The 24,592-nt window shown below is 72.9% G+C and carries 21 protein-coding genes and 1 CRISPR repeat array; of the genes, 2 read left to right on the plus strand and 19 right to left on the minus strand.

The genetic code is table 11. The annotated features are described in order from the left end of the window. Positions 1 to 101: 101 nt before the first annotated feature. The 15 genes from UA74_RS32245 to UA74_RS20865 all read right to left on the minus strand — a co-directional run bounded on the left by UA74_RS32245 (position 102) and on the right by UA74_RS20865 (position 15,371). On the minus strand, positions 102 to 1,565 hold the full coding sequence (locus UA74_RS32245; RefSeq protein WP_157442300.1) for an NADase-type glycan-binding domain-containing protein: 1,464 nt from the start codon (positions 1,563 to 1,565) through the stop codon (positions 102 to 104). A gap of 6 nt (positions 1,566 to 1,571) precedes the next feature. Further along, the gene (locus tag UA74_RS20810) at positions 1,572 to 2,309 is read right to left on the minus strand and encodes a phage tail protein (protein ID WP_075741764.1); all 738 of its coding nucleotides are present in this window, start codon (positions 2,307 to 2,309) and stop codon (positions 1,572 to 1,574) included. Further along, entirely contained in the window at positions 2,306 to 3,874 is a 1,569-nt protein-coding gene (locus tag UA74_RS20815; protein ID WP_318533260.1) for a putative baseplate assembly protein, read from the minus strand. The genes UA74_RS20810 and UA74_RS20815 overlap by 4 nt, the downstream gene beginning before the upstream one ends. Further along, positions 3,838 to 4,290, minus strand: a complete 453-nt coding sequence (locus UA74_RS34200; RefSeq protein ID WP_318533261.1) for a putative baseplate assembly protein — start codon at positions 4,288 to 4,290, stop codon at positions 3,838 to 3,840. The genes UA74_RS20815 and UA74_RS34200 overlap by 37 nt, the downstream gene beginning before the upstream one ends. Continuing rightward, entirely contained in the window at positions 4,290 to 4,745 is a 456-nt protein-coding gene (locus UA74_RS20820; protein ID WP_075741766.1) for a GPW/gp25 family protein, read from the minus strand. Before UA74_RS20820 ends, UA74_RS34200 begins: the two co-directional genes overlap by 1 nt. Then, positions 4,742 to 5,104, minus strand: a complete 363-nt coding sequence (locus tag UA74_RS20825) for a PAAR domain-containing protein (RefSeq protein ID WP_075765271.1) — start codon at positions 5,102 to 5,104, stop codon at positions 4,742 to 4,744. The genes UA74_RS20820 and UA74_RS20825 overlap by 4 nt, the downstream gene beginning before the upstream one ends. Positions 5,105 to 5,397: 293 nt before the next feature. Next, a complete protein-coding gene (locus UA74_RS20830; RefSeq protein WP_075765274.1) occupies positions 5,398 to 7,170 on the minus strand; it encodes a VgrG-related protein in 1,773 nt (590 codons plus the stop codon). After that, positions 7,170 to 7,901 (minus strand): CIS tube protein, encoded by a 732-nt coding sequence (locus tag UA74_RS20835; protein ID WP_075741769.1) that lies wholly within the window; start codon positions 7,899 to 7,901, stop codon positions 7,170 to 7,172. Before UA74_RS20835 ends, UA74_RS20830 begins: the two co-directional genes overlap by 1 nt. A gap of 23 nt (positions 7,902 to 7,924) precedes the next feature. Then, complete coding sequence (locus UA74_RS20840; protein ID WP_075744043.1) at positions 7,925 to 8,350, minus strand: phage tail protein; 426 nt, start codon at positions 8,348 to 8,350, stop codon at positions 7,925 to 7,927. A gap of 253 nt (positions 8,351 to 8,603) precedes the next feature. Further along, a complete protein-coding gene (locus UA74_RS20845; protein ID WP_075741770.1) occupies positions 8,604 to 12,110 on the minus strand; it encodes a hypothetical protein in 3,507 nt (1,168 codons plus the stop codon). Positions 12,111 to 12,116: 6 nt separating this feature from the next. Next, a complete protein-coding gene (locus UA74_RS33035) occupies positions 12,117 to 12,275 on the minus strand; it encodes a DUF6760 family protein (protein ID WP_198042800.1) in 159 nt (52 codons plus the stop codon). Continuing rightward, on the minus strand, positions 12,272 to 12,748 hold the full coding sequence (locus tag UA74_RS20850; protein WP_075741771.1) for a hypothetical protein: 477 nt from the start codon (positions 12,746 to 12,748) through the stop codon (positions 12,272 to 12,274). The genes UA74_RS33035 and UA74_RS20850 overlap by 4 nt, the downstream gene beginning before the upstream one ends. Then, the gene (locus UA74_RS20855; RefSeq protein WP_075741772.1) at positions 12,745 to 13,185 is read right to left on the minus strand and encodes a phage tail protein; all 441 of its coding nucleotides are present in this window, start codon (positions 13,183 to 13,185) and stop codon (positions 12,745 to 12,747) included. The genes UA74_RS20850 and UA74_RS20855 overlap by 4 nt, the downstream gene beginning before the upstream one ends. A 44-nt stretch (positions 13,186 to 13,229) precedes the next feature. Further along, positions 13,230 to 14,741: a phage tail sheath family protein gene (locus UA74_RS20860; protein ID WP_075766266.1), complete on the minus strand. Its 1,512-nt coding sequence runs from the start codon at positions 14,739 to 14,741 to the stop codon at positions 13,230 to 13,232. A 210-nt stretch (positions 14,742 to 14,951) separates the two neighbouring features. After that, positions 14,952 to 15,371: a hypothetical protein gene (locus UA74_RS20865; protein WP_157434345.1), complete on the minus strand. Its 420-nt coding sequence runs from the start codon at positions 15,369 to 15,371 to the stop codon at positions 14,952 to 14,954. A gap of 153 nt (positions 15,372 to 15,524) precedes the next feature. On the opposite strand from UA74_RS20865, the gene valS reads away from it, so the two are divergent. Next, positions 15,525 to 18,146: a valine--tRNA ligase gene (gene valS, locus UA74_RS20870; RefSeq protein WP_318533262.1), complete on the plus strand. Its 2,622-nt coding sequence runs from the start codon at positions 15,525 to 15,527 to the stop codon at positions 18,144 to 18,146. Between the two features lie 564 nt (positions 18,147 to 18,710). Here valS and UA74_RS20875 read toward each other — a convergent pair. The 4 genes from UA74_RS20875 to UA74_RS20890 all read right to left on the minus strand — a co-directional run bounded on the left by UA74_RS20875 (position 18,711) and on the right by UA74_RS20890 (position 23,453). After that, complete coding sequence (locus tag UA74_RS20875; RefSeq protein ID WP_075741775.1) at positions 18,711 to 20,018, minus strand: ABC transporter permease; 1,308 nt, start codon at positions 20,016 to 20,018, stop codon at positions 18,711 to 18,713. Continuing rightward, positions 20,015 to 20,773: an ABC transporter ATP-binding protein gene (locus UA74_RS20880; RefSeq protein ID WP_232237353.1), complete on the minus strand. Its 759-nt coding sequence runs from the start codon at positions 20,771 to 20,773 to the stop codon at positions 20,015 to 20,017. Before UA74_RS20880 ends, UA74_RS20875 begins: the two co-directional genes overlap by 4 nt. After that, complete coding sequence (locus UA74_RS20885) at positions 20,770 to 21,840, minus strand: efflux RND transporter periplasmic adaptor subunit (RefSeq protein WP_157442301.1); 1,071 nt, start codon at positions 21,838 to 21,840, stop codon at positions 20,770 to 20,772. Before UA74_RS20885 ends, UA74_RS20880 begins: the two co-directional genes overlap by 4 nt. A 588-nt stretch (positions 21,841 to 22,428) precedes the next feature. Beyond that, positions 22,429 to 22,696: a CRISPR direct-repeat array (repeat unit 24 nt; unit sequence CACCCCCGCGTACGCGGGGAAGAC). Positions 22,697 to 22,838: 142 nt separating this feature from the next. After that, the gene (locus UA74_RS20890) at positions 22,839 to 23,453 is read right to left on the minus strand and encodes a LysE/ArgO family amino acid transporter (RefSeq protein ID WP_075741776.1); all 615 of its coding nucleotides are present in this window, start codon (positions 23,451 to 23,453) and stop codon (positions 22,839 to 22,841) included. A 68-nt stretch (positions 23,454 to 23,521) separates the two neighbouring features. Here UA74_RS20890 and UA74_RS20895 point away from each other — a divergent pair, with 68 nt between their 5' ends. After that, positions 23,522 to 24,457 carry a LysR family transcriptional regulator ArgP gene (locus tag UA74_RS20895; RefSeq protein ID WP_075741777.1) on the plus strand — a complete coding sequence of 312 codons (936 nt, stop codon included), beginning with the start codon at positions 23,522 to 23,524 and terminating at the stop codon, positions 24,455 to 24,457. The last annotated feature ends 135 nt before the right edge of the window (positions 24,458 to 24,592 follow it).

The raw sequence follows: 24,592 nt of genomic DNA on the forward strand, positions 1-24,592 counted from the left end.
GAGCCGTTGGGCTACGAGGCGAACGCCGCAGGCAGCGGGCCCGAGACAACCGGGAACACCCTCGGCGACCCCGAACCCGTGCCACCGCCGAGCCGAGCCGATCAGCGTCGGGCGAACAGCTCGATCTCCCCGAGGGCGACCGGGTCACCGTCCGTCGCGCCGTGGGCGCCGCGCACCGTGACGCGCACGCGCTCGACGTCGCTGATCCCCGTCCTGGTCTCCTGTGGACCAGGCCGGTCCGCGAGCGTGACGTCGACGGTCTCGGTCTCGCCGGTCGAGCTGATCGCGGTGATCTCCAGTTCGGCCGCCCTGGCCTGGCAGGCGAAGTCCGCAGGCTCGGCCGAGCAGCCGGTGTGCGCGATGACGGCCAGCAGCCGGACCGGACCGTCCAGCGTCAGCTCGACGGAGTCGCCTACCCGCGCCGACCAGAACTGGTTGCTGACCCCGTCGGCGACAGCGGACGGGGGATGCTCGGCGTCCGCCCCCGCCGAGCCGGCCACGCTCACCACGACCACGGGGAAGGGGGTGGCCAGCCGGTCTCGGACGTCGTCGACCGCCGCCCGCCCGAGCGGATACAGCAGGACGCCGCCGATGATCAGGGCGGCGACCACCAGCAGCAACAGGGCGATCCGGCCGAACGGCGCGCCGTCGGCACGGCGGCCCCGCCAGGGCAGCCGCAGCCAGGACCACCGCGAGCCCCGCCGCGCCTCGGGCGCCGGGGTCAGCGGCAGAGCGCAGCGCCGACAGAAGCTTCTGGTGGGCGGGTTCGCCGTGCCGCAGCGCGGGCACGGCTCGCCGTCGAACTCCTCCTCCGTTCGTGGCGTGTCGGCGGGCAGCGGTCGGCGCGGCACCGCTCGGCCGGGCTGCACCGGCGCGGGCTGGATCGACTCCGGCGCCGGGCGGGACGCCCCGGCCGCTCGCCTGGTCGGCTTCGGCGCCGTGGAGTCCGAGGCCGTGGCGTCCGAGACAGTGGCGTCCGGAGCCAGGAGGCCGGGCGCCACCGGGCCCGGCGCTGCGGGGGCCTGCCCGATGGGATTCGGTGCTGCGGGATTCGCTGCACCGGACTTCGGCGCGGCGCGTTCCGGCGCGGCGCGTTCCGGCACAGCCCGTTCCCGCACAGCAGGGTCCGGCACAGCAGGCCCCGGCCCCGGCCCGCCGGGTTCCGGCGGTGCGCCGCCGGGCATTCCGATCGGCGGCGCCTGCGTCCCGGGCCGGGCGGTGGTGTCGGTCGGATCGGACGGCGGCACGTCGGCGAGCCCGGCCCCCGACGGTGCAGGCTCCGACGGCCCGGAAACGGACGGCGGCCGATCGGATCGAGCCGGGTCCGCCGCCAGCCGCCGGAACAGTCCGGGTCGCGCCGGGTCCGCTGGGGCCGAGCCCGCCGCCCCCGGATCGGAAGGCGGGACCTCGGGTGCCGCCGTCGGCGTCGAGGCGGCACCGGGCTCGGGCTGCCCGGCGGTCCGATCCGCTGCGGCCGGGGTGTCCCAGGCCAGGTAGGCGCCGCAGGCGACGCAGAACGTCTCCTCGGGTCCGTTGAGGACCCCGCATTGCGGGCAGGCACGCACTCCCGATCACCCCTCGTCCGGTCGCGGTCCGCCGACCGGCGGGCCTGCCCGATCCGGCGATCCCGGCCGCCCGCTCGGCTCGACGCCTCGATCACCGGCCGGACCGGCGGGCACCGTCCCGACGGCCGCACCGCCGCCCGGCCCGACGGCCGCACCATCACTCGGCCCATCACTCGGCCCGCCGCCCGGGCCCCCACCGGTAGGCGGCGGAACGACCCGCACGGTGCAGACCAGGTGCGCGGGCCGGACGGACTCCACCATCGAGCGCACGCGGTCCACCGGTACCTCGCCCCCGTCGGGCCGCCACACACTGATCAGCACGCGATGTCCTCCGGTACCCGGCAGTGCCGCGCCCGTGGTCGTCGACCAGGCGGCCCCGCCGCCGTCGGCGATGTCGGCGCGGACGCCGAGCAGCAGCCACAGTCGCTCGGCCAGTCCCCGACCGGTGCCGCGACTGCCGTGCAGCGCGACCGCCCTGGCGACCACGGCACGCCGCAGCGGCTCCGGCCAGCTCGGCTCGATCTCCACCGCCAGCCACGAGGCGAGCCAGTCCAGGAAGTCCGGCGGAGCCAGCTCGGGGTCGAAGTAGGCGGGCAGGTTGTCCAGCACGGCGAGCACCGGGGCGAGCACCGAGTCGAGCCCCTGCGTGAGTCGCTGCGCGAGATCGTCGTCGGCGTACATCGCGGGAAGCAGGTCGCCGAGTCGATGGCGGGACGCGAGACCGGGCAGGGCCCGGCGGCTCACCGGGCACCGCCACTGCGATGGACCACCGTGACCTGATGCTCATAGCTGAAGACCAGCGCACCCTCGTCGAGGTCGATCCGGTCCACCGGCGTGCCGCGACGGCCGGTGATCGGGTCGGCGGGCAGCAGCCGCACGTCCTCCACCAGGTTCACCCCGGTCACCCGTTGCAGGACCGAGAAGACCTCCCCGAACTGCACCGGCCTGCCGAAGGGCCAGCCCGTCCCGGCCGGGCCGCCGCGCAACGGGTCGAGATGCCGATGCAGGGCGCGCAGCGCGGCGCGACTCACCTCTTGGACGTCCTCGGCGAGGCTGACCAGCCTGGCGACGACGGTGAGACCCTGGTACCTCGGCGGTTCGACGATCAGCCGGGTGCCCAGCAGCCTGCGCTCGTCGAGCCGCCGGGTGATCACGGCCAGCAGGGCGGGCGCGGGGACGAGCTGTTCGAAGCGCAGCCGGTCGTCCTCGTCCGCGACGGCGTCGGGCACCACGAGGACGCGAACGCCGCCGAGGTCGGCGGCGGCCGACGCGGGCGCCGACTCATGATCCGAATCGCTCGCGGACAGGCAGCGCACTCGCGCGGTGGGGGCGGCGAGGCGGGCGATCTGCTCGAAGTCGGCGGCGGTCACCGCCCGATCCTGGGTGCGCAGCTGGTCAGGGGCGCGCAGCCGTGCCTCGGCGACCGTCTCACCGTCGACGCCGCCCGCCGCGGCCGCCCGGTTGACCACCGAGGCGATGTAGGGCACCGAGCTGCGCAGCACCGTCAAGGCGCCCGCCGCGAGGTTGCCCGCCCGGCCGCCGCCCGTGCGGTAGCGCGGCACCCGGATCGGAGCGCCCTTGAGCGGCACGGCGCCGAACTGACGCAGGCTGCCATCGGGCTCCCGGACGGCGGGCGGGAAGGTGAACTCGCCGGTGGTCGCGTCGAGCACGACATGCCGGTCCGTCGGCGAGGAGCGGCCGAAGTGCTCCACGATCGTCCAGTCCTGCCAGTCCTGACCGTCGTGGACCTGCACGATCACGGGATCAGCGTCCAGCAGTACCGGCACCTGATCGAGGCGGAAGCGTTGGCCCGCAATGCCTTCCGACCGACCGAGGAGGACGTCGGTGACGAGGTCGGCGTGCTCGGCGGTCCCGGTGCCGCCGATGGTGACTGCCTCGGCCGAGTGCACCGTGGGCGACTCGGCGTAGAACGGCTGGCCCGGCGCGGGCTCGGTGACCCGACAGCGCAGCCACCCCGCCCGCACGCCCGCCACCACCGAACGGCGGTGGCTCGTCGGCACGTGCAGCACCACCTCGCCGGGTCGGTTCAGGCCGCCGGTCGTGTCGTGGTCCACCTCGCACTCGGCCCAGTCCGCGCCGTCCCACGCCTCCCAGATCAGCGGCGGCTGCCGGGGATCGACGCCGACGCCCTCCACCCGGCTGTCCAGACCCACCGCGACCGCACAGCCGGGCACGGCGTTGGACAGCCCCAGCAGCATCGTGTCGCCGACGGCAGGCGCGGGCTGGAAACAGCGGACGTCCCGCCCGGCGGTCAGCTCCGGGGTGTGGTCGACGGGTTCCGTCCCCATCGCGCGGGTGACCAGTTCAGGACGCAGGGCACGATCGCGAGGTCGGCGACGGTGGCGAAGAGCATCGCCTCCTCGGTCTCGGTGCGCACGGTGGCGACCTCGGTGCCCGCCCGCAAGGCGACGACGTCCGGCTGTGGTGCCGAGAGCCAGAAGGTGATCTCGGCGCGGGCCGCGGCGGGCGGGAACAGCGTGATGCCCAGCAGGTCCAGGAACGCCAGGTAGTTCTTCTCCGGCACCCGGTTGAGCCGGTAGACGAGCTGGTCGACCATGTGGGCGAAGGTCTCGATGAGGGTCACGCCGGGGTCGGAGACGTTGTGATCCGTCCACTCGGGACAACGCTGCTGGACGTAGCGCTTGGCCTCGTCGACGAGCTGTTGGAAGCCCCGGTCGTCCAGGTTCGGTGCGGGCAGGGCCATCAGTCGCCGCCTTCCGCTCGGTCGGAGCCGGTCAGTCGGCCGGGGTCGCCGTCACCCGCCTCCCCGGCGGGGATGACGTAGAACGGGAACACCAGGTTGCGGCGGTCGTTGGTGCTCCGGATCCGATAGCGAATGTCGATGTAGAGGGTGCCGTCCTCCACCGCGTCGAAGGCCACCACGACCTCGCCGACCTCGATGCGCGGCTCCCACCGCTCCAACGCGGCGCGGACGTCGAAGGCGATCCGGCCCGCCGTGGCACCGTCGGCGGGCGCGAAGACGTGGTCGTGGATGCCGCAGCCGAACTCCGGGCGCATCGGCCGCTCGCCGGGCGCGGTTCCCAGGATCAGCCGGACGGCCTCCTCGATCTCCTGTTCCCGCTCCACCATGCCGATCCCGCCCGTCGGCCCGATCCGCAGCGGGAAGCCCCAGCCCCGTCCGATGAATCGGTCACTCATCGCGCACCGCCGAAGAAGACGTCGGGTGAGCCGCCCGCCACCGAGGCCTTGCAGGTCGTCTGATCGCCGACGCGCGCGGCGGGAACTCCCGAGATCAGCACCGGGCCGAGGAGCGCGCCCGGCGCGGGCAGCACCACGTTGCCCGGCCCGAGCGCCGCGTGCGGGGGCGGCGTCGTGCAGACGTTCAGGCTGCCCACGACGGCGGCGGGTCGACCGTTGATCAGGACCGTCGGCAGGCCCGCCCTCGGCGCGGGCACCAGCGTCCCGGTCTTCACCGGGGGCGGCGCGGGCACGCCGGGAACCGACGGCGGCACGGGCAGATGCGAGGTCGGATCGCCGATCCGAGCGGCTGCTGGCATCGCGCTGACTCCTTGGCCGGTGGGTCGAGGCGGGCGGAACGGGCGGACGTGGGCGGATGCCTGCGCACGGCGGACCGCAGGCCGGTGGCGGGCTGCTGCGGGGACGGCCGGACGCGACGCCGGGCCTGCGGCGAGGGGACCGATGCTGAGCAGGCCGCCGACGCGAGATCGGACCCGGCGACGACCGCCCCGTCGGAGACGGCCGGGCAACGCGGCGACGACGGGGCGCCCGGCAGGACTCGGCGTGGAGGCCGACCGGCGACACGGCGCCTCGGACTCCCGGTCGTATCCGCTCAATTGAGCCGCACCACCCGTCCGTTGATTACGGCCTCGGTGCCGCCGTCCATCCGCAGGCCAGCGGTGGCGTCGATCGAGACCCGGCGTCCCTTCATGGCGAGGTCGCCCCGGCCCGCGTCGAGGGTGATGCCCTGACCGGACACGGTGACCTCGCCCTTGGCCTCGATGCTGACCGTTCCGTTGCTGTGCACGGTGATCTGGGTCTGCTGCTGGTCGAGATGCACCTCCAGCCGTCCGTCGCCGGTCCGCAGCCGGACCCCGCGCGGGCCGCCGGTCTTGTCCAGCAGCTCCAGCCGGTTGCCGCCGCGCGACACGAGGGACCGTCGATCGACGGTGCCTCGGGTGCCGTCGACCAGGGGCACGTCGTGGCGGGCGGGCAGGTCGACGCCGTTGTAGAGGGTGCCCAGCACGTAGGGCCGGTCCAGGCAGCCCTGCTCGAAGCCCACCAGGACCTCGTCGTCGACCTCGGGACTGCACACCCCGCCGCCGCCGAGCTGCGCGGTGCGGACCCAGTCGGTGACGTAGTCGTCGGACAGCCACGGAAGCCGCAGCCGGACCTCGCCGCGCCCCCGGCCGCCGGGCTCCTTGGTGTCGGTGACGATGCCGACGGCCAGGCCGTTGATCCGCTCGCCGCGCGCCGGGGCGTTGGCCCCGGTGACCAGGCCCGCGAGCGAGCGATCCGAGGAGGCGCTGACGACGACGGTGGTGCGGTAGCCCCCGCCGGGTTCCAGGACGTGCTGAGCGGCGGTGACGGTGAACCGACCGGAGAACGCCGGGCCGACGTTGCCCAGGGCGACCGGGACGCCCGCGCGCAGCCTCGGGTTGCCCAGCACCACCGCCTCCAGCTCGCCGAATCCCGCGCTCGCCGAGGCGGCCAGCGCGCGGGCCGCCGCGCCGGTCTCGGCCTGGGTGCGATACGGGGTGTCGGTGACCAGCAGCCGGGGCGACCCGCCGAAGGCCGCACTCGCCGTCGCCGGACTCAGCCCCGGCAGGACGGTGTCACTGGTGACGGCGGCGGCACGGCCGACGAGCGCGGTCTTGGTCTTGACGTCCCAGCCTCGGACCTCGACCCCGGTGACCTGATCGGCGCTGGTGACGGCGGCACGCAGCGCCACGAGGTTGCGGCCGTACTCCAGCACCAGCGGGTCCCGCAGCGAGGACGTGGTGGGCGACGGAGCGCGAGCAGCCGGATCGAGCCGGACGAACTCCAGCCGCTCCTCGTCGTCCATGGTGACCATCGCGCCGTGCTCCCGCGCGAGATCCTGGAGGAAGTCCCAGTCGGAGACGCCAGCCTGGCTGAGGTGCGGATAGGTGATCGAGTCGGCCTGGATGCGGCCGACTCGCAGGCCCGCGCCCCTGGCGACCTTGCGGATGATGTCGCTCGCGGTCATGTTGCGGAAGGCGACGACCTTGCGGCCTCGGAACAGCCGGTGCACTCGGCTGGTGGCGCGGACGACGGTGAACGAGCCCGTCTCGTCGCTGTCCAGTTCCAGTGCGGTGACCTCGCCCGCGAACAGGGTCGTGCGACCCCGGTCCCGCACGGTGCTGACCGAGACGGTCAACCGGGTGCCGATGGTGATGCCGGTCTTGACCAGCAGTTCGTGGTCGGGGTCGCGATAGGACAGTTCGGCGGTGTCGGGCAGATTGACGCTCTCGTCCACCACGCAGCGCACCAGCTGAGCAGCCCAGGCGGGCGGCAGCTCGTCGGGCGCCGCGATGATCGGGTCGGCGGCGAAGGAGCGGCCGGAGGTCTCCTCACTCGTCCCCATCAGGCCGCGCTCCCGTCGCCCGTGCGCGGGCCTTCGTCGTAGGCGGGCAGCAGCAGCTCGGTGCCGGGCGGCAGGACCATCGGATCGTCGATCTCGTTGGCGGCGGCGATGACCCGCCAGATCGTCGCGTCGCCGTACTCGCGCCAGGCCAGCAGCGGAAGGCTGTCGCCCGCGACGACGGTGTGGGTCCGGCGGGCCGCCTCGCCGCCGGAGGTGGGGTTCTGGCCGGGAGTCTCGCCTGCCGCCTCCTCGATGCTCAGCGAGCAGGTGGCGCGCAGCGGAGTGCCGTCGACGTCGAACAACGAGTACTCGACGGAGAAGCCGGTGAGCACCCCGTCGAAGGTGGTGGTGCGGGCGGTGCCCCACTCGAAGCGCACCCACGGGCTGGCGGGCTTCCTGCTGCCGAGGCTCTTGGGGGTGGGGACGCAGGCCAGCATCAGCTTCTCCACCCGGTCCTCCACCGACTTGTCATGGGTGGCGGTGGCGTCCATGAACACCGCCACGGAGAGGCTGCGCGGGCCGCTGCCGACGAACTCGGGCAGCGCCGACTCCCCCGCCATCCGCGAGGGCGTCCGCCGCCATTCCGTGCTCTTGGTCAGCGAGAGCCGATTCGGGTTGAACTGGAACGGAACGCGGGCGATGGTGCCGCCTGGTCCGGCCCCCACCGAGGCGGGCGGCTCCATGATCAGCAGGACGGCGTGCACCAGGTTCACCCCTGGCGTCGACGACATGGCGGGTCCTCTCCTCCCCTCGATCAGCTCGCCAGCAGGCCCTGGTGCGCGATCTCCAGGGTCTCGACGGCCGGTTGCGAGGTCGACGGATCGAACGACGGCCCCGCCCAGCGGACCGGGATCGCGCCCTGGACCTGCCAGCGGGCGATGGGAGTGCGATCCGGGCGCAGCGCGACGATCTCGCCGTTCTTGGGCACCACGCGGCGCACCAGATCCGTGATCCAGCGGGTCACCTTTGTCGTGTCGGCGGTGACCGGCCTGCTCAGCGTGATGTTGGACCAGGTGATCCTGGTCGGCAGCTGCCAGGTGTAGCCGTTGTTGCCGCCCTCGGCGAACTGCTCCACCTCGACCTGTGCGCCCAGCCCGGAGCAGGTGTGGAAGGCCCCGAGGTCGTTGCCGCCGATGCTGAGGCGGAAGAAGACGCTGGTGGCGAAGATGCGGTCCGTCATCGGATGCCTCTCTGCGGTGTCGACCGTCTCGGCCGGAGCGCTCGGCTGCGGCCGAGACGATGTCGGCCTCGGTGGCCGGGGCGGGCGGCGCCGTCGGCGTGGGGCGGAGGTGGCGGTGGCGAGGTCGGGGTGCCGTGGTGGCAGGTCGGTGGTGGCGAGGTCGGGGTGCCCGTGGTGGGGGTCGGCGGTGGGCGTTGCGGTCGTCACGGGTCGGCGGCTGCGGGTCGGCGGTCGGCGGGTGGTCAGCGGGTGGTCAACGTCGGCGGTCGTGCAGGCGGCCGATGCGTTCTCGGCCGTGGCGGAGTTCGGCACGCAGCAGCCGGCTCACCGGGTCGAGCAGTCGGCGCGCCAGGTCGTCGAGTTCGGCGCCGGAGCGGGCGGCGGAGCCGCCACCGGGACCTGAGGCCATGCCGAGCCCCGAGGCCACGCCGGTGCCCGACGCCGCTCCGGTGCCCGCGAGGCCCGGCGGGGCCGCCGGTCGCCGGTCGTCGGCGACGTCGGGCCCGACGTCGGGCCCGACGTGGCGCGCGAGCTGCGGGCTCCGCGACACGGTGATCGGCACGCCGGGGATCGGCACTGGCTGCGGGGGCGGCAAGCCTGCAGGCACGGCGCGGGCGCGCGCCACCGGAGCCGCCGGGCCCGACTGGTCGGCAGGCGGGGCGGGGAGGACCACCGCAGGACGAGACACGGTCGTGCCGTCCACGGCACGAGTCTCGACCGGTGCGGTGCGGAGGGCCTGCGGCGCCGCGCCTGCGCGAGCGGCGGAGACGGTCGCGGCGGCCTGCGCCGAAGGCCGGGCCCACGCCTCGGAACGCCGCTGGAGGATCGAGCCCGGTCGACCCGGCGAGACCGGCGAGACCCGCGAGATCGGGGCCTGGGAGATCGGGGCCTGCCGAGTGAGCGGCGGCGTGCCTGCTCGCGCAGACCCGGCAGCGCCGCTCGCGTCGGGCGGCTTCGTGCCCTTCACGGCGGGCGGTTTCGCGCCCCGCTCAGCGGAAAAACCTGCACCGCCTGCGGTGGAAGAACCTGCGCCGCTCGCGGCGTTGGAGTCTGCACCGCTCGCGGCGAACGCATCTGCTCCGCGCGCGGCAATAGAGTCTGCACCGCTCGCGGTGGTCGCCCCCGCGCCCTCCGCTCCGGGCCGGAGGTCACGAGCACCGGCCCGTCCGCGCCGAGCCGCCCTTCGTCTCTCGGCTGACGACGAGGAACGCCCCGAGGGGCGGGCGGGTGCGGGGTCTGCCGTCGCGTCCGCGACCGGATCGGCAGGCACCGCAGACTGAGCCGATCGCGTCCACCGCAGCGGAACCACCGGGGCGGGCGGCCTCGTCGCCGTCTCGTCCCCGCGTCCGTCGCCGGTCGGGCCCGCCACCGCGCGCTGCACCGCCGAGGGAACGGCGGGCCGCAACGGTCGATCGCCCAGGAGGCCGACCCGCCGGGTTCGGGAGACGGCGGGCCTGCCGAGTCGAGCAGCCTCTCCCGAGGCGGCGGAGGGCGGCGCCGCGCCGTGGTCGGGCGGCGCGGGCGGCAGCGTGGCCTGGCCGGCACTCGGCCCGCCGGGCCTGCGGCGACCGCCCGATTCTTCGCTGACGGCGGTCGGCCTCGGCTCGCCCGCCTGCCCGCCCGCAGCGCGGTCGGCCGCGGGGTGCGACGTCGAGGGGCCTGCGGCGGTGTGGAGCGGCAGACCTGCTGCGGTGCGCACGGCCGATCCGGTGGCGATCTCGCTTCGCTGGACGGGCTGGACCACCGGCAGCGACGCGGGCTCGGTTCCCGACTCGCGGCCGAGAGGCTCGGCGATCGGCTGCCCGGCGCCCGCTGCGCCGACGTCGGCACCGAGCAGCGACCGGTCTGTCTGCAAGGCCCCCGAAGCTCCGGAGGATCCCGAGTCGACAGTGGACGGATCAAGGGGAAGACGGTCGCTCACATCGCGGCGGCCGTCCGAGCGCCGAGGATCGGAGCCCGCAAGCCGGGCGGAAGCATCCGTGCCTGCAGTCTGCTCCGGCGTCGGGCCCTTCGATGATCCGCCGTCGGCCGGGACGGGCGCGAGCCCGGAACCCTCGCTGCCGGTCGGCGCGCCCCGTGCCGGGCCTCGACCGTGTCGAGCACCGTCCGAGGCCGAGCCGCCCGCCTCGGCCCCGGCACGCTGCACGATCGGGCCGGGGCCGTCGCGGTCCGGCGGGCTCGCGGCGGACCGGTCCTCGCCACTCGGTCGTGGGTCGGGCTCTCGGCCCAGCAGCGCTGCGGTCGGCCCGTCGGCGGCAGACTCGATCCGCGGCGCAGGCGACCGGGGCGAGTCCTGGGTCTCGGCCTCGTGGGCAGCCGTCCCCGACGTCTCCTGCCGGGTCGGCCGTCGGTCGGCTCCCGACCCGAGCGGGGCGGCCTGTTCCGACGGCCCGGCGCTCGATGACGTCGGACCGGTGCGGCCGGGCTGCGGCAGCTCGGCGGCGTGCTCGACTCCGGACGGTCGCGGCCCGCGCTGATCCGCCGTGGCAGCCGGCCTGCCTGCCGAGGTCGGGCTCGACGTGACGGGCAGCGCCGAGGGCGGCAACGCGGTGAGCGGCGACCCGAGACCGACCCGCGAACGGGCAGGCGACGACGGAGCCGCGAACCGCCCGCGCACGGCGTCCGCTGCCGTCCCCGACGGTCCGAGGCGCCCCGAGGTCCGCTCGGCACGCTGCACCGCCGTCGGCGGATTCGACAACGGGGCACCCAGCCCCCGGCGCGTTCCGTCCGCCGGGCTCGCCGAGCGCGCCCGCACGACAGGCGTCGAGGGCAACGGGTCCGAGTCATCGGGCCGACCGCCGGCGCCGCCCGAGTCGGTCGGTGGGACGGGGGCCGACCCGGCGTTCGCGTCGGCAGCGGTCCTCGGACCACCATCGCGGCCGAGGGTCGGGGCCGCCGCCCGGTCGGGACGGCCTACCGCCGGCGGCTCCGCCGACCCGCGAGCCGCCGCGGCGGTCGAGGCCGAACGGACCGGGACGTCGACGGCAGGCAGGCTGCGCAGGGGCCGGATCGCCCGCGCGACGATCAACGACGGCCCGACCGGCCGGGCCCGGACCGGTTCGGCCGCGACCGCGGAGTCGTACCGCGCAACGGATGCAGCGTCGCTCGGTGAACCTACGGACACCGCAGGACCGGACACCCCAGGGTCGGACACCGCAGCGTCGGACACCGCAGGCCCGGCCGGCCGCCGGACGACGGCCCCGGCCGAAGGACCGGACTCCCCCGAGGTGGGCGCCCGCGACAAGAGCGGCGCCGAGCGAGCGGCTTCGGTCGCGTCCCGTGGCACGGTGGCAAGCCGCACCAGCGGCGGTCCCCCGGCGGTTCGCTCGGCCCCGCCCTCGGCGCGGTCCACCGGACGCAGCAGTCCGCCGATCAGCCCGGCGGGCGCCGCAGGCGAGACGAGATGACCGAGTTCGCCGCCGAGGCGGGGGTTCTGCCAGGCCGCGAGACCGGTCCGGAAGCGAATCCCGTCCGAGACGCCCGCCGGGGAGCGCTGGATCACGCCGGACAACGGGGCGAGCGCCCGCCAGCCGCCGTCCCAGGCCGCCGCCGAACCCGATTCCACCCCGGCCGGGCCCGCCGAGGCGAGATCGCCCGAATCAGCGCCGGAATCGGCGACGGAGCCGACGTCCGCCGCGAGTCCCCGAGCGGGCTCCCAGGTTCGGTTCGACGCCGCCCCGGTCTCGGCGGTCCCGCTCGACCGCCGACCGGCACCGTCGGCCCGCGCCCGGCTGCGCAGCAGCCTGCTCCACCACGCCACCCGGTCTCACCCGCTCTCGTTGATCCTGGTGTTGATCCGCGCGATCTCGTGCACCCAGCGCCGACGCTCGTGGTGTTCGAGATCGAGGATCTGAGCGCGCGACCAGTGGAAGTGGTAGGCGATGTACGCGACCTCCTCATGCAGGCGGTCGGCCGCGTACGTCACGATTCCCCCAGGCGGCCGCCCGCGAGGTCGACCTCGAAGCTCGTCGAGCAGGCGGGACAGGTCACGCCCGCCCTGGTGTGTCCCTCGCTGTTGATCCGGCGGTAGAAGTCCTGGAGGAAGGCGACGTCGGTGGCGTACATCTGCTCCACCACCCCGGCGTGGATGTCGGTGACCGTCCCCAGCTCGGTGATCACCAGGCTGAGCAGGACCACCCCGAGGTACGCGGGGTTCTCCTTGACCCGCAGGTCGGTCTGCGGGCGCAGTTCGTCGCGGGCGGTGGCCAGCCGCATCCGGCCGTGCCGGTGCAGGACGCCGTCGCCGTCGAGATAGCCGCGCGGCAGCTCGAACTCGAACTCGGTGCGCAGGCCGTCCCCCGCAGGGGTCCGAGGGACGGCCCGCGCGGGCTCCGGTTGTCGATCGGCGTCCTCGATCAGCTCGTCGAGGGCGCCGATGCCGACGGTTCGGCGTCTCATTGGACCTTGATCTCCTCGAACACGATGGTCACTCGTTCGGTGGCCGCCGCCGACTCGCCCGCCTTGAACGAGGGCCCCTCCCATTTGCTGGCCCAGCAGCCGAAGAGGTTGATCCGGCGAACCGTCTCCTTCTTCGTGTCCTTGATCTCGATGGTGAGCTCCTTGCGCGCCTCGTCGACCTGCCCCTCGTTGAGGGTGAGGTCGATCCACTTGGTGAAGGCGTCGCTCTTGTCCAGGCCCCGCGTGATGACGACCTCGCCGCTGCGGCGGGCGCCGGGCTGCTTGCGGATGACCTGGATGCCCTGCGTGGTCACGAAGTTGCTCTCGACGACGTCCTCTTCGACGGACAGCCCGCTGACCTCCTGGACCGACTCGACCTGGATGCCGCCCATCTCGAGGCCGAAGATGTGGGTGGAGAGTGAATCGCCTTGTGCCATCGGGACTCAGCCGCCTTTCTCATCGCCGAGGTGGGTCGCGGCGGTCATTCGTCGACCACGCTGGTGCTGTCGGAGAACTGGGCGAGCCGGAAGACGACGAACTCGGCAGGCTTGACCGGGGCCACGCCGATCTCACAGATCACCTGGCCGAGGTCGATGGACTCCTGCGGGTTGTTCTCCGCGTCGCACTTGACGTAGAAGGCCTGTTCCGCCGTGCGGCCGAACAGCGAGCCGCGCCGCCACTCCTCGGTGAGGAAGGCGGAGACGTTGCGTCGGATGCTGGCCCACAGCCGATCGTCGTTGGGTTCGAAGACCACCCACTGGGTGCCGAGCAGGATCGACTCCTCCAGGTAGTTGAAGAGCCGACGCACGTTGAGATAACGCCAGGCGGGGTCGGAGGACAACGTCCTGGCGCCCCAGATTCGGATGCCCCGGCCGGGGAACGCGCGGATGCAGTTCACCCCGATCGGATTGAGCAGGTCCTGCTCGCCCTTGCTCAGCGGGTTCTGGAGATCCACCGCACCCCGGACGACCTCGTTGGCGGGCGCCTTGTGCACGCCGCGCTCGACGTCGCTGCGAGCCCACACCCCGGCGACGTGTCCGCCCGGCGGGACGGGGATGTTGCGCCCGCTCACCGGATCGAACACCCGGATCCACGGGTGGTAGAGCGTGGCGTGCCGGGAGTCGTAGCCCGCCTCGTCCTGTCGCCAGGTCCGCACCTGCTGTGCGGTCAGGTCGGGCGGGGCGTCCAGGACGGCCACCCGGTCGCCCATCTGCTCGCAGTGCGAGATCACCGCGAGCTGCACGGTCCGCACGCCCTCCGCGTCGACGAGGCCCCGGCGGTAGGCGCTCATCAGGTCGGGGACGGCGACCATGGTGATCTCGTCGACCGCCTCCAGACCGCCGAGGCCGGTGCGATCGCCCGCGTCTCCGACGTACTCCTGCGGCGACACCGTCGTGGGCGGGTCCTCGGCGGGCGGGAGCAGTGCGGCCTTCGTCCGCTCTGGACGCGCCAGCGTGCCGGCGGGCTCCACGACGCCGATCAACGCGGAGCGTTCCCTGACCTGGGCGACGACGTAGTTCTTGGTGTTCTTCTTCGTGGAGACGTCGAAGGTCTCGGCGATGCGCCCGCCCTGGCGCACCACGAGCTTGAACCGGTCGTCGGGCGGATTCTCCCCGTCGGCGTCGGCGATCTCGACCTCGATGTCGCCTGCCACGTCGGGCAACGCCTCGATGCGCAGGCCCGCCACCTCGGCGGCCGAGGTGCGCGGCGGTGCGGCGTCCCTGGACGGGACCCCGCCGACCCGCACGACGTAGGCGAGGCCGCCGCCGTTGGCGAAGTAGCCGTAGACGGCGTGCGCCAGATAGGCGCCGTCGACGAAGCCGCCGAAGTGCTGAACATACTGGTTCCACGAGGTCACCAGCGTGGGAGTGTGGAAGGCGCCCTTCTCGGCGAAACCGACGAAGGCGGCGACGGCGGTGCCCACTCCCTCGATCGGTCGAGATCCGCCCTGGACCTCCTCGACGTAGACGCCAGGGGAGAGGTACGTCGGCATGCTCGCTCCTTCGCCGTCCGTGACCGCGTGATCACTGATGAGCGTTCTCTCGCCTGACCGACCCTGCCAGGCCGCACACACCCGACACGGGGGCAGCACGGGTGCCCGAGTGGGCAGCGCGCCGCCCGGTGCCGGCCGTGTTCCGCCGCCGCCCCGGCGACTCCGGCTCGGTCGGTCAATTCATCGGGTTCCTCCTGCGCGCCGTCTTCATCACGACGAGGTCTTCCGGCCTGCCTGGCTGCAGGAATGGTGAGCGGCTGTACGTCGCTGAGCGCGGCGCCCGGACCGCCCCAGGTGGCGTGGAAGGACTCCGTGCTGCTGCCGACCGTGTAGACCCGTGGCCGCCCACTCTTCGAGGGTCACGCGATCGTTGCCGTCCACGCCCACCACGGCGGCCGCGTGGTACGGGAAGAAGTCGAAGGTGACCTCGTCCGCCATCTTGGTGCTGATGATGAGGAAGCCCTCGCCGAGGCCGGGGGCCGCCGCGTCGTCGCGCGGCCCGGCGAAACTCCGGGCTGCGTCGATGTTCTGTCGGTCCCCGGCGACCCCGGCACGGGTGGCCGATCGGCCGAACGGCAGGCGGCGCAGGCCTCGCCCACCCCGACCCGGTCCCCGGCCGACGATCACCACGGCCGCCCTCGCGTGGTCCCGGCGCCGCAGCCCGCCGCGCGTACGATGTGTGCTCGCCTGGGCAGCCGAGTGACGAGCGGGCAGCCCGCCGTGCCGGTCACGTCGAGCCCGTCGCCACATCCAGAGTCATCGAATGATCGAGGTGCAACCCGCGTGCCTGTGAACACGCCGAACATGCCGGAACGGCCGTCTCTGGACGGTCTCGAGGCCAAGTGGACGGACCGATGGGAGCAGACCGGGGTATACCGGTTCGAGGCGCCCGGCGATCGGGCCTCGGTGTTCTCGATCGACACCCCGCCGCCCACGGTCAGCGGCTCGCTGCACGTCGGCCACGTCTTCTCCTATACCCACACCGACATCGTGGCGCGGTTCCAGCGAATGCGCGGCAAGCACGTCTTCTACCCGATGGGCTGGGACGACAACGGCCTGCCCACCGAACGCCGCGTGCAGAACTACTACGGAGTGCGCTGTGAGCCCTCGCTGCCGTACGACCCGGAGCTGCCGGTGCCGGAACCGGTGGTCAAGAAGGGCGCCCGGCCGATCCTGAACGTCTCGCGACGCAACTTCGTCGAACTGTGCGAACGGCTGACCGCCGAGGACGAGCAGGTCTTCGAGCAGCTGTGGCGACGGCTGGGTCTGTCGGTGGACTGGTCGATGACCTACACGACCATCGGCCGCGACGCGCAGCGCATCTCGCAGCTCGCCTTCCTGCGTCTGCTGACGAACGGCGAGGCGTACCAGAAGGAGGCGCCGACGCTGTGGGACGTCGGTTTCCGCACCGCGGTGGCGCAGGCCGAGCTGGAGGACCGGGACCACGCGGGCGCCTGGCATCGCATCGCCTTCACGGGCCCGGACGGCGAGCCGGTGTTCATCGAGACCACCCGGCCCGAGCTGCTGCCCGCCTGTGTCGCGCTGATCGCGCACCCGGATGACGAGCGGTACCAGTCGTTGTTCGGCCGCACCGTGACGACGCCCGTGTTCGGGGTGGCGGTCCCGGTGCTCGCCCACCCGGCCGCTGAGCCGGATCGCGGCGCGGGCATCGCGATGTGCTGCACCTTCGGCGATCTCACCGACGTCCTGTGGTGGCGGGAGCTGAACCTGTCCGCCCGCACGGTCGTCGGCCGCGACGGCCGCATCCTGCCGGACCCGCCGGCAGGTCTCGACGACCCCGAGGGCCGCAAGGCCTATGCCGAGCTGGCGGGCGCCACCGTGCACACCGCGCGGGAGCGGGTCGTCGCGATGCTGCGCGGCAGCGGCGATCTCGACGGCGAGCCGCGTCCCACGGTGCGGCCGGTGAAGTTCTACGAGAAGGGCGACAAGCCGCTGGAGATCGTCTCCAGCAGGCAGTGGTTCATCCGCTCCGTCGATCACCAGGAGCGCCTGCTCGAACGCGGCGCCGAGCTGACCTGGCACCCGTCGTACATGAAGGCCAGGTACGACGACTGGGTGCGCGGGCTCACCAGCGACTGGCTGATCAGCAGGCAGCGCTTCTTCGGCGTGCCGTTCCCGATCTGGTACCCGCTGGACGAGCACGGCGAGCCGGACCTGTCGGCGCCGATCCTGCCCGCCGAGAACGCCCTGCCCGTCGACCCCTCCTCGGACACGCCGCCCGGCCACACCCCCGACCAGCGCGGCGTGCCCGGCGGCTTCGTCGGCGAGAACGACGTGATGGACACCTGGGCGACGTCCTCCCTGAGCCCGCAGCTGGTCTGCGGCTGGGAGTCCGATCCCGAGCTGTACGCCCAGACGTTCCCGATGGACCTGCGGCCGCAGGGTCACGACATCATCCGCACCTGGCTGTTCGCCACCGTGCTGCGCGCCGAGCTGGACGCGCACACGCTGCCGTGGCGGCACACCGCGTTGTCCGGCTGGATCCTCGACCCGGACCGCAAGAAGATGAGCAAGTCCAAGGGCAACGTCGTCACGCCGATGGGACTGTTGGAGCAGTTCGGCTCCGACGCGGTGCGGTACTGGGCGGCCAGCGGCAGGCCGGGGACGGACACGGCCTTCGACGAGGGCCAGATGAAGATCGGCCGCAGGCTCGCCATGAAGCTGCTCAACGCGGGCAGGCTCATCCTCGGCTTCCCCGCCCCGGCGGCGGACGCGGTGGTCGACCGGCCGTTGGACCGGGCGATGCTCACCGCGCTCGACGAGGTGGTGCGCTCGGCCACCGAGGCGCTGGAGGACTTCGAGTACACGACGGCGCTGGAGAAGACCGAGCGCTTCTTCTGGTTCTTCTGCGACGACTACCTGGAGCTGGTCAAGCAGCGCGCCTACGGCGATCTGGCGGAGGACGGGGCGCCGGGCGGCGCGGAGTCGGCCCGGCTTGCGCTGCGCACGGCGTTGTCGACGCTGCTGCGGCTGCTCGCGCCGTTCCTGCCGTATGCGGCGGAGGAGACCTGGTCGTGGTGGCACGACGACTCGGTCCACGCCGCAGGCTGGCCTGCGGCGGACGCGGCGGGCGCCGCCGTCCGGTTCGGCCCGCCCGCCGCCGGGCAGGAGGGCTCGGACGCGGCCGAGGAGGTCTCCGCCGACGAACTGCTCACCTCGGCGAGCGCGGTGATCACCGCGATCCGTCGGGCGAAGTCCACGGCGAAGCGGTCCATGCGCACGCCCGTCCGGCTGGTCCGGGTGCAGGGACCTGCGCTGTCGCTCTCGGCGCTGCGCGCCGCCCAGGACGACGTCCGGGCGGCGGGCACGGTGCGGGTGCTGGAGATCGGTCCGGCCGAGGGCGCCGAGCTGAGCATCGAGGTGACGCTCGAAGCCGAGGAGTGATCGGCCTCGCGCCGACATCGGATCGCGCCGGGACCTGACTCGACGTCGGGTGCCGGCGCGGCTCCTCGACCGGTGGCCGTCTCCCTGCCGGGGCCTGGCTCGGACGCCGTGATCGCGTCGGCATCAAGCGGCCGCCGGGAGCGGGACGAACCGCGCCGGGGAGTCGCTGTGGCGGTGTTCCGGGCGATCCCCGGCCCACGCCACGGGCGCCGATCGACGGCGGGACCGAGCAGGCTAGGCGGGCCGAGACCGGGCGCTCCCGATCGACGAGCCGGAAGCGGCGGAGGCGGGTCTCCGGACGAGTGGTCCGGTCCTGCGTTCGAGCGGGTCGGTGTCCGATGTGGACGGCGGTCCCGCTCATCGGCCGCCGATCCGGCCCGGGCCGCCTCCAGACGGCGTCGACTCGCCGTCGCCCGGCCCCGGGCCTGCTCGTCGGCGCTCGTCGACGCGGAGGCAGGTGCATCCCGGCATCGCCTCGACATCAGCACCCGCGAACACCGGCTCAGACGCGGACGATGCCCCGGCGCCGAGGGCGGCCGGGGCATCGTGCGACGAGCGCTGCCGTCAGGCGCGCATCACCGTGGCGATCGGGATGCGGGCGGCCCGGATCGCCGGGATCAGCCCGCCCAGAATGCCCGCGATCAGCCCCGCGACGACACCGGAGACTCCTGCCTGCCAGGGGAAGGCCAGATCGGCCAGCGCGGGATTGCTGCCGCCCATGATCATCGAGATGGCCTGGATGCCGACGGCTCCCACACCGATCGCCGCAGCTGCGGTGATGAGCCCGGTCAACAGGGTCTCCGCGAGCACGATCCCGGCAAGCAGCATGCGGGAGGTGCCCACTGCTCGTCGGAGCGCGAACTCCTCGATCCGCTCCCCGACGGTCGCCAGTCCGACGTTGAGGATGCCTGCGATGCCGATGAGCAGGACCAGCGCCGCGAGTCCCAGGAACACCATCTGCATCATCGCCAGCTGATCCTCGGCGTCGGCGCGCGAGGTGATCACCCAGGAGCCCATCTCGTCGGTGTTCGCACCGGCGGCCGAGAGCCTGCTGCGCAGCAGCTGCTCGACGTCGGCGGCCGCGGGCGACAGGTACACCTCGACGTTGCCGGGCTCGGTGCCCGCCGCGTCGTCGCCGGTCGGCTGCCAGTTGAACATCTCGTCGGCCCGGACGTAGGCGGCGGGGCCCCAGCCGCCGTCGTCGACGACGCCGACGATCTGCGGGGTCAGGTTGGCGGTCGCGCTCGGCACCCGCATCTCACCGGGGATGTCGTGCATCTCGAAGCCCTCGGCGGCGTGCTCGTTGAGGACGATGCGCGGCGCGAAGGAGGGCTCGCCCTCGAAGTCCAGCCAGTCGCCCGAGATCGGCCGGAAGGGCCGGAACGTGGTGAGGTCGCCGGACAGCGAGGTCAGCATCAGCTCGATGGCCTGGCCGGTGGGCAGACCTGCGTTGGGATCGGGCTCGTCGTAACAGCCGGAGGCGTCGCAGTAGGTCATGCCGCCGTAGGAACCCGGCATGTCGAGCGGGGTGGCACCCGGATTGATCGGCGCGACGCCCGGCTCCCCGATGATCGCGCTCTCCGAGCTGACGGCCACGGCGTCGTCGCGCCCGGCCAGCAGGTCCTGCGCGATCCCGGTGCTGCTCTCGTGCCGCGGCAGGTAGACCCGCGTCGTGCCGTCCACACCCTCCAGCAACTCGATGTCGGCGAGCATGGCTCGCTGCGCGATCTCCGCGCCTGCCTGCACGGCGACGACGGCGAGCACGCCGAGGAACAGGCTGACCATGGACAGGAAGGTGCGCAGCTTGCGCGCCCGGATGCCCTGCCCGCCAATGATGAGCGACGACCGCAGCCGCCCCGACGTACCGATCACGCGACGGCCTCCCCGCTCGACTCGACGAGCCTGCCCGAGTCGAGCTGGACGATGCGCCCCATCCGGGCGGCGTGCGCGTGGTCGTGGGTGACCAGGACGAGGGCGCAGCCTCGGTTGGTCGTCTCCAGCAGGGCGTCGATGACGATGCGTCCCGTCTCGGTGTCGAGGGCTCCGGTCGGTTCGTCGGCCAGCACGATCCTCGGCTCGCGCACGAGGGCCCGCGCGATCGCCACCCGCTGCTGCTCGCCGCCGGACATCCGGGGCGGCTTCTGCTTGGCCAGATGCGCGATGCCGACCTGTTCGAGCGCGGCCTCCACCTTCGCCCGCCGCTTGCGACGCGGCAGCCAGCCCTGCCCGTTGACCAGCGCCATCGCGACGTTCTGGGCCGCAGTCAGGTGCTTGAGCAGGAAGAAGCGCTGGAAGACGAAGCCGAACTCGGCGCTGCGCAACGCGGCGGCCCTTCGCTCGGGCAGTCTGGTGATGTCCTGATCGCCCAGGTGGTAGGTGCCGCCGTCGGCCCGGTCGAACAGGCCGATGAGGCTGAGCAGCGTGCTCTTGCCGGAGCCGGAGCGGCCGAGGATCGCCACGCTCTCCCCGCCGTGGACCGTGAGGTCGACGTCCGTGAGGATGTTGCGCGGCTCGCCCTGCCCCTTCAAGGTCTTCGTGAGGCCGGCGAGGTGGATCAGTCGGGGGTGGAGCTGCCCGGTCAACGGTTCCACTCGCGGCAGCTGCTGGGTCACGTCGTCCGTGATCACGGCTGCGGCGCCCCGCTCTCATCCGGGCTCGCACCCTCGCCACCGGGCAGGTCCTCGCCGGGCGGGATGCTCGGTCCGGGCACGGCCAGCGTCTCGTCACCGGTGAGACCGGAGACGATCTCGATCACCTCGCCGTCGCTGAGCCCCAGCTCAACGTCGGTGGTCCGTCGTTCGCCGTCCGCGTCGAGCACGTCGACGCGCCCCCGGCCCTGCGCACCCGCGACGGCCTCGACCGGAACCACCAGGGCGTCGGTGACTCGCTCGCTGATCAGCTCCAGCGTCGCGGCGGCGCCGTTGATCAGCTGCACGTCGTCGGGGGCCGCGCACACGACCTGCATCGGCGTCGCCTCGGACGGCTGCTGACCGGGACGCAGCTCCGGGGCGCCTGCACCTGCGCCTGCTCCCGCACCTGCACCCGCGTCGTCCCCCGGCGCCTCGGCGTCTCCGGCGTCTCCGGTGTCTCCGGTGTCTCCGGTGTCGTCCGACTCCGGCTCCGGGATCGTCCCGGCGGGCAGCGCGGCGATCGTGCCCAGCACCGTGCAGGGAAACGGGCCGGGGCCGTTCTTGATCTGTGCCTCCACCGAGGCGAGCGCGTCGCTGATCTGATAGGCCTGCTCACCGGTGACCTCGGCGACGATGCCGTAGCCGCCCAGCCGCGCCGACACGATCGGCATGTCCGCTCTGACGTCGGCGCTCTCCTCCACGAGCCTGCCCGCGAAGGCCGCGCCCGCCGGGATGTCGACCGGCGTGGCTCCGTTGCCGTTCCAGATGTTGGCCACCCGCGTCGCGATGGTGGGCGTTCCCGTCACGGGGGCGAGATCGAAGAATCGCACCTCGCCGTCCACGGGGGCGACCAGACCGAAGACGGGATTCATCGTGACCTGAGCGTTCAGGCTGAGCTGGCTGGTGAGGTCCTGTCTACTCGGCGTCGCAGTGGTCATGATCGTGCCGCGCTGGGCTAAATCGGGATTCTGTGCGTCCGGTGTGGACGACGAGCATGCCGTCGTCACCGTCACCGTCACGACTCCGAGCGCGAGAGCGCTGAAGAAGCTGTGCTTGCGCACCATCTGCCCCCAAATTCATGGATGGGTATCGCTCACCTAGACGCCTGTCTCACATCGCACGTTGCATGACACCGCGAGGAACAGGCCGGAAAGACGATCTTTCGCCGATGCCGCCGCCGTGATCGAACCGTGGACGGCATCGGCCGTTCGGCCGCCAGAGAGAACCGCAGGCCACCGCGGTGTTTCGCCGGGGATGCCTTCGCCGCCCCCGACGGTTCCGAACTAGCGTCGAGCTGACTATACACCTGAGTTATACACCGGATTCACAGTGCCCGTCCGAGTCCGTTCTCGGCAGAACGCGACCGGGCGAGGATCGACGACGGTGTGGCAGTCCCAGAACAGGCTGGCGGGGTCTTTGCGGTGCCTGGCTGGGATTCCCGGCTGGGATTCTCGGGAGAACGGCCTGCCACACGTTCTCCGAACGGCGCGCGGACGCGGTCCCCGCCGACATCTGCGCGAGGCCGGGGCACGAATTCGACGTCGGCGACTCGAGGTCAGCGGGTCGGGAACATGCCGGGATCGACTGGGCAGTCAGCACAGAACGAAAACACGGACGCTGCTTTGTCGAGCCCGGCAGCAGCACAACCGGAACAGCCCCGCGTACGCGGGGAGGACTGCCCTCGATCAAGGTTCGAGAGCTTGGTGTCTGGAACACCCCCGCGTACGCGGGGAAGACCAGACGCTGACCGCCTCGACCACCCAGGCCGACGGAGCACCCCCGCGTACGCGGGGAAGACGACGACGGCAGGGAGATCGCCTACGGCGGCCTGGGAGCACCCCCGCGTACGCGGGGAAGACTGAGGTTTGGGATCTACTCACCCTCTGTGCTAGGGAGCACCCCCGCGTACGCGGGGCAGACGCTTCCTGACCAGGCATTCTACTGGCCGGTAACTGAATTCTCCTTCACTTGCGATCAGTCTAGGCCGCGATCAGCAGATCGATCTCGCGGTCGTCCGCCCACGACCGCGCAAGCGGACGAACAGAGAGCCGCCGGATTCAGCTCAGCCGCCCCGCACGATCAGCAGCACGCCCAGCGTCAGCATCGTCGCCGCCACCAGGGAGTCGAGCACCCGCCACGACGCAGGCCTGGTGAAGAAGCCGCGCAGCAGGCCCGCACCGAAGCCGAGGGCGACGAACCACAGCACGCTGCCCGCCATCGCGCCCGCGCCGAACCACCAGCGCTGGTCCTGCCAGCTGTTGCCGACGGTGCCGAGCAGCAGCACCGTGTCCAGGTAGGTGTGGGGGTTCAGCCAGGTCACGGCGAGGCAGGTCAGGACCGCGACCCGCCAGGACTCGACGGGGGCGGCGTTCGCGGGATCGAGCGACGCCGGGCGCAGGGCGCGGCGGGCGGCCAGCAGGCCGTAGCCGAGGAGGAAGGCCGCGCCCAGCCAGCGGACCACGGTCGCGGCGGCGGGGATCCGTTCCAGCACGGCGGTCACCCCGGTCACGCCGAGGGCGATGAGCACGAGGTCGGAGGCGATGCAGATCGCGACGATCGGCAGGACGTGCCTGCGGAGAATGCCCTGGCGCAGCACGAAGGCGTTCTGCGCACCGATGGCGACGATGAGGGACAGGCCGGCACCCAGGCCGGCGACGACGGGAGTCACGACGGGCATGGGTCGACGCTAGGTCGACGGCTCGCATCAGTACAGCTAAGGATTCTTCAGTATCATCAGCGTTCGTGATGCCTGATCTGCCCGCCGAGCTGGTGCACACGCTCGTGACGGCCGTCGACGAGGGCACCTTCGACGCGGCGGCGCGGGTGCTGCATCTGACGCCGTCGGCGGTCAGCCAGCGGATCAAGCTGCTGGAGCAGAAGACCGGCCGAGTCCTGCTCATCCGGTCCAAGCCGGTCCGGCTGACCGAGTCGGGCGCGATCGTCGCCCGGTACGCCCGGCAGCTCACGCTGCTCGCGGGCGACGCACTGGCCGGTCTCGGCACGGCGGGCAGCGGTCAGCCGACCACGATCTCCGTCGCGGTCAACGCCGACTCGCTGGCCACCTGGTTCCTGGACGCGCTCGACCCCGAGCCCGCCGGGATGCGCATCCGGTTCGACCTCCGCCGCGAGGATCAGGACCACACGGCCGAACTGCTTCGGCAGGGGGTGGTGATGGCGGCGGTCACCTCCTCGGCCCGGCCCGTACAGGGCTGCACGGTCCGGCTGCTGGGGCACATGCGGTATCAGGCCATGGCGTCCCCCGAGTTCGTCGCGCGCAGGCTGGCGCACGGGCCGCTCGAGCAGGTGCTCCCCGAAGCGCCGATGATCGTGTTCGACACGAAGGACGACCTCCAGGACGGTTTCCTGCGCAGGATCACCGGACAGGAGATGCGGGGTCCGGTGCGACACGTGATCCCGGAGTCGGCGGTGTTCTGTCAGGCCGTGGTGAACGGGATGGGCTGGGGGATGCTGCCGACGATGCAGGTCGCGGCACTCCGCAGGCCTGCGGCGCTCGTGGAGCTGGCGCCTGAACACCCGGTGGACGTCGCCCTGTACTGGCAGCACTGGCGGCTCGACTCCCCGCCGCTGGCCGCCGTGACGGACGCGGTGGTGCGCGCCGCCGCCCGCACGCTGGTTCCCGGCCGCCCCGCCGCGCCGGGAGCCGACGTGCGGCGGGACTGATCCACGACGGCGGCTCGTCCGCAGGCCCGGAGATTCGGTCCCTGCCCTCCTGTTGCGCGGGCCCGCGCGGCGATCTGCGGGGGCATCGTCGGTCACCATCACTCCGCCATGGCTCTCGCCGGTCGCCGTGCAGTT

It is taken from the genome of Actinoalloteichus fjordicus (genome assembly GCF_001941625.1).
Classification (GTDB): domain Bacteria; phylum Actinomycetota; class Actinomycetes; order Mycobacteriales; family Pseudonocardiaceae; genus Actinoalloteichus_A; species Actinoalloteichus_A fjordicus.